This is a genomic window from Archangium sp. (assembly GCF_036388035.1).
Taxonomy (GTDB): Bacteria; Myxococcota; Myxococcia; order Myxococcales; family Myxococcaceae; genus Archangium.
On sequence record NZ_DASVSO010000513.1, the window covers coordinates 1 to 8,394 of the forward strand.

Here is an 8,394-nt window from a genome sequence, read left to right on the forward strand (position 1 = left end):
CACCAGGGGGTTCAGCTTGACGAGCCCATGCGTGGCATCGCGCTCGATCACCTGCACCTCCGTGCGCGTGACGGACTGCTCGCGGCGCAGCCCCGTCACCCACGCCTCCCGCCCCGCCAGCGCGCGCTTCAGCGGCTCCACCTTGCGGATGCCGCAGCACTCCTTGCGCGCCTCGATGCTCTCCTTGAAGGAGAAATACCCCTTGGCGGACTGGAGCGCCTCGACACGCTCCCGCTCCGGGAAGAACGTCTCGATCTCCAGGCCGTAGCGGCGGCGCACCACGTCCATCAGCTCGTAGGTCTCCGGCGGAAGCCGACCCGTATCGAGGGTGAACAGGCGCACGCTCGGCGCGTGCGTGCGGGCGAGATCGATGAGGACCATGTCCTCCACGCCGAAGCTGGAGGCGATGGCCGCGCGCGCCCCGAACCGCCGCTCGATCCACTCGAGCACCACCTCGGCGGGAGCGTCGCGCAGCTCCTCCGACGCGACACGCAGCTCTTCCGCCGAGACACCGAGAGAGGGCTGTGAAGACTGGGACATGGGGGCTTCCGTGGAAAAAAAACGGCCCAGCGCCTCGCGAGCGAGGGCGGGCCAGACCGCTGGGGGAAGAGGGCGGCCCAACACCTCTTTCCGAGGGCGGGCCGCGAGTCAGGGACTGCTCAAGAGCGCTTCATCACGTGCTCCCCGAGGACTCGGCACCCGCCTGAGGACAGGTACACATCCACCCGTGGCGGCACATCGACTGCGCGGCGACGGGGGGTTGGAGGAGCAGCTTCATCGTGAGGAAACTTGTAACGCCTGCACCGGGCATCCGTCAAGCCGGACGACCCGCCAATATCGCGGACATCCACTATCACGGAGGGCCGCTCGCCTCCCCTCCTTCAGTGCAGTCGCCGCGGGGATGGGGCAAAAGAGGCCTCGTGCCCACCCTGACGTCCCTCACCGTCTATCCCCTGAAGTCGTGCGCGGGTCTGCCGCTGACCCGCGCCACCGTGGAGCCGCTCGGACTGCAGCATGACCGCCGGTGGATGGCGGTCCGCCCCGATGGCTCCTTCATGACCGGACGCGAGCTGCCCGCCCTCGTGCGCGTGCGCGCCGTCCCCGCGCCGACAGGCCTCCACCTGTCCGCTCCCGGCATGCCGGACCTCGAGGTCCACCTGCCGCCCTCCGACGCGCCCCGCCTCGACGTCACCGTGTGGGACGACACCTGCTCCGCCGCTCGCGCCTCCGCCCAGGCGGACCGGTGGCTCTCCCAGTACCTCGGCGAGCCCACGGTGCTCGTGCACGTGGACGCGCGGATGGAGCGGCCGGTGGACCCGAAGTACGCCGCCCCGGAGGACCGCGTCGGCTTCGCCGATGGCTTCCCCCTGCTGCTCATCTCCGCGGCCTCGCTGGCCGACCTCAACCAGCGCCTGCCCCACCCCGTGCCGATGGCCCGCTTCCGTCCCAACCTCGTGGTGAGCGGCACCGCCGCCTTCGCCGAGGACGGCTGGAAGCGGCTGCGCATTGGCTCCGTCGAGCTGGCCGCGGTCAAGCCGTGCGCCCGCTGCGTCTTCACCACCGTGGACCCGGAGACGGCCCGGGCCGACCCCGAGCAGGAGCCCCTGCGCACGCTGTCCACCTACCGGCGCACCGGCGGCAAGGTGATGTTCGGCCAGAACATCATCGTGCGGCGTCCGGGCATCCTCCAGGTGGGGGACGCGGTGGAAGTCCTCGAATAGGGCACGCGGTACAGCCTCGGGCCCCGCCCCTGAAAGAATTACGCCCCTTCCGCGCACGGCCCGGGCACCACGCCCTCCCTCCCCTCGGAGCGAGCCCGTGCCGCGTCGCCGGAGGGCTGGCATGCCTCGTGCTGTGGCTTCGTGCATGACCGTTGCGCCACGTGCCCGAAGCATCTTCCTGCTCGTGAAGCGGGCCATCTCGGAGTGGAGCGAGGACAACGCTCCCACGTTCGCGGCCTCGCTCGCGTACTACACGATGTTCTCCATCGCTCCGTTGCTCATCATCGCCGTCAGCGTGGCCGGGATGGTCTTCGGCGAAGAGGCGGCGCGGGGTGAGATCCAGGCCCAGCTCCGGGAGCTGGTCGGCCAGAGCGGAGCCGAGGTCATCGGGGACATGATGGTCAGCGCTCGGAAGCCGAGTTCCGGCATCCTCGCGACGGCGCTGGGCGTGGTGGCCCTCATCTTCGGCGCGACGGGCGTCTTCGTGCAGCTCCAGGACGCGCTCAACCACATCTGGCACGCCAAACCCGCGCAACGCAACGGAGTGCTGAACTTCCTGCGCAGCCGCGTCCTGTCGTTCGCGATGGTGCTCGTGATTGGCTTCCTGCTGCTCGTCTCGCTGGTGGTGAGCGCCGCGCTCGCGGGCATTGGTGCCTACTTCGGCCGCGCGTTCCCCGGCTGGGAGGTGCTGTGGCAGGGGCTCAACCTGCTCATCTCCTTCGCCGTCATCACCGTGCTGTTCGCGATGATGTACAAGCTGCTCCCCGACACCCACGTCGCCTGGAGGGATGTCTGGCTTGGCGCGGCCGTGACGTCCCTGCTCTTCAGCCTGGGGAAGCTCGGCATCGGCCTCTACCTGGGAAAGAGCACCGTCGCCTCGAGCTATGGCGCGGCGGGCTCGCTGGCGGTGGTGCTCATCTGGGTCTACTACTCCGCGCAGATCCTCTTCCTCGGGGCGGAGTTCACCCAGGTCTACGCCCGGCAGCACGGCAGTCGCTCCCAGGAGCCCTGGCCGGCCTCCGAGAACAGGACGCCCTGAAGCATCCCCGGGGTGGGCCCGCGTCGCGCGTGTCAGGAACCGGCTCGCCTACCCCACCATCCTCAGCGGTGCCGCCTCGGACTCCCGTGGCAGCAGGCTGAGCCGCGTGGCCTCCTGGGCCCGCACCCGCAGGGGGCGTTCCACCTCCAGCAGCGTCGAGCCGCGCGTGGCCATCCACACTCCCCCGTGCTCGATCTCCAGCACGCCCGACGTCACGAACACGTGGCGGCCCGGTTCGAGGGAGAGCGTCTCCGTCGCCGCCAACTCGCGGTGCTCGCCTCGCCCCATCCAGGCGAGCCGACCCTTGCGCCCGAGGTGCGCGTAGCGCTCCAGCCCGCGCACCAGGTCATCGAAGCGCCGCTCGGCGAACTTGCGCCACACGCCCTGCCGGAGACTGGCATGGGACGCCATCAGCGCCAGCAGCGCCGTGCGGGGAATGCGCACCAGCACCGAGGCGGTGGCGGTACGGATGGAGGCGGAGCGGCGCTCGCCCGCGAGCATGGCGATCTCCCCGAACAACGACCCACTGCCCAGCTCGTCCACCAGCTTCTCCTGCTGCCCGTCCTCGACCACCACGTAGGCGGCGCCGCTCGCGAGCAGGTACATCTCGTCGCTCGCGTCGCCCTCGTGGAAGACGTAGCTGCCGCCGGGCAGGGAGACGATCTCCGAGCGCCGGGCCAGCTCGTGGAGCGTGGCCTCGTCGAAGTGGGAGAAGAGGTCCGCCCGACGCAGCTGCCGCAGCACCTCCGGGCGCATCAGGCGAGCCCCGAGCGCCGTCCGCTGCACCCGCGCCGCCATCGCCTGGAGCGGCTGGCGCAGCTTCCGCCGCACCTGGGAGCGGACCAGGCTCAACAGGTTGGGCACGGTGACGGGGACCAGCGTCACCAGCCCGTGTCCCTCGACATAACCGGGATTGGCCTCCACGAAGAAGCGCGCCACCGGCTTGTCACAGTGCAGCCAGTAGTCCCGCTCCATCTCCGTCTCGCGCGTCCGCCAGCCCACGCGTCGCACCAGCGGACAGGCCGGCTCCACCTTCTCCAGGCCGAACTCCGAGGCCAGCGCGTCCATGAAGGCCAGCAGTTCCGGTGGCGGCTGCTCCTCGCGCCGCGGCCACACCTCGCCGAAGTTCCCGGCGAGCAGCGTATAGCTGGACGGGTGCACCAGCGAGCCGAGGTAGTAGGCCTGACGCCCCGGGTGCTTCAGCAGGTAGCGCAGCGCCATCTTCAGCGCGAAGCGCGCGTTGGCATTGCCACCCCGGTAGGCCCTCAGCGAACCCGCCTCCGCGCGGAACACGGCCGTGGGCTTTCCCCCGAGGTGTTTCTCGAAGACATGCAGGGCGAAGTAGCCGACCGTCTCCCCCGCCTCGTTCTTGTGGAGGTGGATCCACGTGTGCTCGGCCTTGGAGTCGACGACGTACTTCGCGAAGGACTCCCGCTCCACTCCGTCGAAGATCCGCCGATGCACCTCATAGAGGGCATCGGTGAGCTTCCGCCGCGCATCAGAAGACAGGGTCTTGGGAACGACGATCTCGCTGCTGGCAATCCGGGGCATGGTTCTCTCTCGTATCCATTCACCACGGGTCGGCTTGCTCGTCGCCCGTGACATGGAGAACCGTACCGGGGGCGCCGCGCCCCCACTGTGAACCGCCTCGCCCCGGGGTTGTGACGCGCGTCACTCCCGGGGCCCGGCCAGTCCTTCGGCGTCTACTGCCGCTGCTGCGGCTGCTGCGCCTCGGGCTTCTTGGCGACCAGCGTGTCCAGCTTGCGCGACAGCCGGTCCAGCTCGCGATTGAGGGCATCCACCTGCGACTGGCTGGCCACGCCGCCCACCACCGTCACCATGCGGCTGCGCAGCCCGCTCAGGCGCTGACGCACCTCGCCGCCCACCTGCGTCGCCTGCTTGCCGAGCTTCTGCACCGCCGGATTCTCCCGCAGGCGCAGCTCGTTCACGTTCAGCTTCTGGAGCACCTCGCGGCCGGACTCGCGGCTGCGCGACACCAGCGTCTGCAGCGCCTTCTGCGCCTCCGTCTCGAGCTGGCCGATCTGCCGCTGCGCCACCTCCAGCCGACCCTTCACGAACGACGCCACCTGCCCGGCCGCCTCGGTCACTACCGCCTCGGCCTTCGCCGCCTCGGCCTTCACCGTCTCGGTCGCCGCCGCCGTCACCGCCGCCACCTTCTCGGCCACCACCTCGGCCGTCACGGCCTCGGCCACCTTCTGGGTCGTCTCGGCCGCCTGCTCGGTCTTCTGCGCCACGGCCTCCACCTTCTCCGCCGCCGCCTCGACCTTCTCGGCCACCGCCTCGGTGGTCGTCTGGGCCGCCGTCTCCTTGGCCGCCGCCTCGTTCTTCACGGTCTTGTTCTTCGCCATAAATTCGCGCCTCCTCGATGGGCGAAGATGAAGTAACGCATCGCGTCAGCCTCGTCAATGGACTTTGACGCAGCGCGACACATTTCCTCGGCTCCCCAGGCGAGGTGCCGAGGCCCTGGCTTCCTCCCAGGGAGGCCTCAGTCCGCCATCTTCAGCGAGAACGAGCAGCCCCTGCCGCTGCCACTGCCGCTGCTCGACGTCTGCCGCATCACCCCTCGCATCAGCTCGAGGTTCCAGATCTCCCCGCGGAAGCCATGGCGCTGACCCTTCAGGCCACCCAGGCTGACCACCGGGTGTCGCTTTGAATCCAGCTCCTGGAGCGGCCTGACCTTCGTCACCCCCTGGGCCACCAGCTTGCAGCCGGCGTAGAGCCGCATCTCGCCGGTCTCATCGAGCGTCGCGTAGAGCGTCATGAGGTTGCTGTGGCGGTCCTCGGGCAGCTCGCCTTCGATGGACGCGCGCTGGCCCCCCTTGCCCGTGATGGAGAAGCGCAGCTTGCGGCCCGGGAGGGCCTCCACCCCGTAGGCCTCCGTCCCCGAGTCGTCCCGACGGACGATGAGGACGCCCCGCTCGTTGTCGGACTCGAGGAACTTCACGCTGCCCTGGATGGTGAACGGGGCGCTCAGGGCCAGGTCCGGGTGGTCCGGGAGCTCGATGAACCCCGTGGTGCCCTCGAACTCCAGGCCACCGAAGACCCCTCGAGCGCCCTCGACGGGGAGCAGTCCGTGGTGGTCGCGCCCCGAGGTGTCCTGCACCCACCAGCCGGGCCGGTTCATCTCCCATTTGGCCATGATCCAGGGGAAGGGAACGTGGGTGCTCGGAGGGAGTGGCGCCACCCGGGCCCCCGAGGAGGGCGTGGGAGGCGTGGGACGTGGCGTCTCCCTGGGAGGCTCCGCGGGAGGAGCCGTCCGAGGCGCCTCCGCGACCGGGGCCGGGGACTCCTCCTTCGAGGAAGCCGTGCCCTCCTGTTCATGCGCGGGCATCCACCGGGTCAGCACGACGCCCGCGGAGAGCGCGGCCACTCCGAACGAGAGCAGGAGACCGGAGCGGAAGCGGCGAAGGCCGAGCGGCTGACTCTCGCGCCCCAGGAAGGCGAGCGCCTCGCGCGCCGAGAGGAACCGGTCCTCGGGGCCCGGAGCCACCAGTCGGGTGAGGAAGCTCTCGGTGTGGGCCGAGACGTTGACGTGGCGCCGGAAGTCGAGCGTGAGCCCGAGCCCCAGCATGGACTCCGGCGGCTTGCGCGCCAGCAGGTGGAGGAGCGTGGCCCCGAGCGCATACAGGTCACCGCGCACGTCCACCGTTCCACCGAGCTGCTCGGGCGGCATGTACCCGAAGGTCCCCAGCAGCGTCGCGTGATGCGCCCGCAGCCCGCCGAGCTCGCGCGCCACGCCGAAGCCCACCAGCACGATGCGACCCTCGGGATCGCGAATCAGGTTGGCCGGCTTGAGGTCCCTGTGGAGCACCTTGGGCGAGAGGCCGTGCAGGTACTTCAGGACCTCCAGCACCTCCAGGGCGATGCCCCGCACCTCTTCTTCGGAGAAGCGGCGGTGCTCCAGCTCGTACGCCAGGGACTCTCCCGGCACGTGCTGCTGCGCCAGGTAGAGGCGGGTGTGGACGCCGGAGCCCACGCGGAAGCCCCCCAGGAAACGGGGCAGGCGTGGATGGTCGAGCTGGCCCAGGAGGGCCGCCTCGCGCTCGAAGTCCTCGAGCTGCTTCGCGCTCGGCGCGAGCGTGAAGACGAGCTCCTTGAGAGCGACGCTCCTGTCCTCCTCGTCCCGGGCCAGGTACGTACTCCCCCCCGGCCCCCGCGCGAGCACCCCCACGATCCGGTAGCTCCCGGCCTGGGACGCCGCCCCGCATGCGTCACAGCGCACCTGCTCGGAGGACGCACCACAGCCGGGGCAGGTGCGCCCCTCCACCCAGACGGGCCGCGTTGCTTGCCGCAAACGTTCCACTCAGGTCCTCCACCGCCAGCCGCCATGGAAGGCTAGCACGGCGGCTCAGTCCCCTGGGGCCGCCCCGGGCCGCTCTCCGAGGCTCGCGAGCCGGGCCTGCCCCGTCGGGCACAGGTCGAGCACGGCGCACCGCTGGCAGGCGGGATTCTGGAAGAAACAGCAGCGCTGCCCATGCAGCATCAGCGCCTCGTGGTTGTCGTAGATTCGCTGCGCGTCCCAGTCCGACGGGAGCTGGGCCTCCAGCAGCCGGTGCGAGGGCCCCACCGCCGTGGTCTCGGGGATGAGGCCCAGCCGCGCCGCCACCCGGTGGTGGTGGCTGTCCACCGGGAGCGCGGGCATCCTCAGCCGGCTGAACAGCAGCGTCGCCGCGCTCGTCTTCGGCCCCACCCCGGGCAGCGCCTCGAGCCAGTCACGCGCCTCGCGCACGGGCAGCTCCCCGAGGAAGTCCAGGGACAGCTCGCCTCCCCTCCGCTCGGTGATGCACCGGAGCACCTGCTGGATGCGGGGGGCCTTCTGCTCCGGCCACGTCACCGCGGCGATGGCCTCCTGGACGTGCGTGCATGGGGCATCGCGCACCGCCTCCCAGGTGGGAAGACGCGCGCGGAGCTGGCGGAAGGCCGCGCCACTGGAGGCGTTGCGCGTGCGGTGGCTCAACAGCGCGGAGACGAGCTCGCTGAGCGGATCCTGCGTGCGGAAGTAGGGAATGGGGCAGCCGTACACGGCGCACAGCCGCTCGTGGACCCGGAGCGCCTTGACGCTCAGCGCGGGCGGCACATCGAGAAGTGATGGGAGAAATGGCATGGGAGGGCCTGACCTCGGAAGTCACCCTTCCATCCTTTGCATCCCCTCCGCCCGGGAGGAGCCCCCACCTCCCGCGAGGCAGCCGGGCCAGCGGGCGTCCGAGGGCCCGCGCAACGACTGACCCGCCGCGCTGGCGCACGTATAATGACGGCGGCCCACGGGCCCCCATGCTGCGCCGGCTCCTCCCCACTCTCCTCGCTCTTGGATGCGGACTCCTCGCCCTCACCTGGGGGCTGGTGAGCCTTCAGCGCATCTTCGCCCAGGAGCGCGAGGACGCCCACGCGCAGATGCGCTCCCGCCGCGACGCGCTCGAGGAGTACGCCACCCAGGCCCTGCGGCACACGCTCGGCAAGCAGATGGAGGGCAACCTCACCGCCCTCTACGCCGCCATGGGGGATCCGCTCGCCCCGGGCGAGGGCTTCTTCCTCCAGTTCCGTGGCACCCAGTTCCTGCCCCGCCTCACCCGCTCGGCCCCGGGCTCGCGCGCTCCCGCCCGACGCCACTACCAG

At 70.6% G+C, this 8,394-nt stretch carries 7 protein-coding genes and 1 pseudogene; 3 read left to right on the forward strand and 5 right to left on the reverse strand.

All coding sequences use genetic code 11. From position 1 onward, the window contains the following. Positions 1-540 (reverse strand): phosphoadenylyl-sulfate reductase (locus VF697_RS20650; RefSeq protein ID WP_331097538.1); only part of this gene is annotated, 540 nt, incomplete at its 3' end. 380 nt (positions 541-920) lie between these two features. Here VF697_RS20650 and VF697_RS20655 point away from each other — a divergent pair. Next, complete coding sequence (locus VF697_RS20655) at positions 921-1,721, forward strand: MOSC domain-containing protein (protein ID WP_331097540.1); 801 nt, start codon at positions 921-923, stop codon at positions 1,719-1,721. Positions 1,722-1,866: 145 nt separating this feature from the next. Then, positions 1,867-2,760 carry a YihY/virulence factor BrkB family protein gene (locus VF697_RS20660; RefSeq protein ID WP_331097542.1) on the forward strand — a complete coding sequence of 298 codons (894 nt, stop codon included), beginning with the start codon at positions 1,867-1,869 and terminating at the stop codon, positions 2,758-2,760. A 48-nt stretch (positions 2,761-2,808) separates the two neighbouring features. Here VF697_RS20660 and VF697_RS20665 read toward each other — a convergent pair whose 3' ends face one another. The 4 genes from VF697_RS20665 to VF697_RS20680 form a co-directional block, all read right to left on the reverse strand. After that, on the reverse strand, positions 2,809-4,311 hold the full coding sequence (locus VF697_RS20665; protein ID WP_331097544.1) for a cyclic nucleotide-binding domain-containing protein: 1,503 nt from the start codon (positions 4,309-4,311) through the stop codon (positions 2,809-2,811). Positions 4,312-4,463: 152 nt separating this feature from the next. Continuing rightward, entirely contained in the window at positions 4,464-5,129 is a 666-nt protein-coding gene (locus VF697_RS20670; RefSeq protein ID WP_331097546.1) for a hypothetical protein, read from the reverse strand. Positions 5,130-5,266: 137 nt separating this feature from the next. After that, a complete protein-coding gene (locus VF697_RS20675) occupies positions 5,267-7,084 on the reverse strand; it encodes a serine/threonine-protein kinase (RefSeq protein ID WP_331097547.1) in 1,818 nt (605 codons plus the stop codon). 45 nt (positions 7,085-7,129) lie between these two features. Beyond that, positions 7,130-7,885 carry a Fe-S cluster assembly protein HesB gene (locus VF697_RS20680; RefSeq protein ID WP_331097549.1) on the reverse strand — a complete coding sequence of 252 codons (756 nt, stop codon included), beginning with the start codon at positions 7,883-7,885 and terminating at the stop codon, positions 7,130-7,132. A 167-nt stretch (positions 7,886-8,052) separates the two neighbouring features. Here VF697_RS20680 and VF697_RS20685 point away from each other — a divergent pair. Continuing rightward, positions 8,053-8,394: pseudogene (locus VF697_RS20685) on the forward strand (sensor histidine kinase); the annotation flags it as partial.

Coding starts and splice junctions, on each gene's coding strand:
- VF697_RS20665 (WP_331097544.1), bottom strand. CDS start 4,311: ATGCCCCGGATTGCCAGCAGCGAGATCGTCGTTCCCAAGACCCTGTCT.
- VF697_RS20670 (WP_331097546.1), bottom strand. CDS start 5,129: ATGGCGAAGAACAAGACCGTGAAGAACGAGGCGGCGGCCAAGGAGACG.
- VF697_RS20680 (WP_331097549.1), bottom strand. CDS start 7,885: ATGCCATTTCTCCCATCACTTCTCGATGTGCCGCCCGCGCTGAGCGTC.
- VF697_RS20660 (WP_331097542.1), top strand. CDS start 1,867: ATGACCGTTGCGCCACGTGCCCGAAGCATCTTCCTGCTCGTGAAGCGG.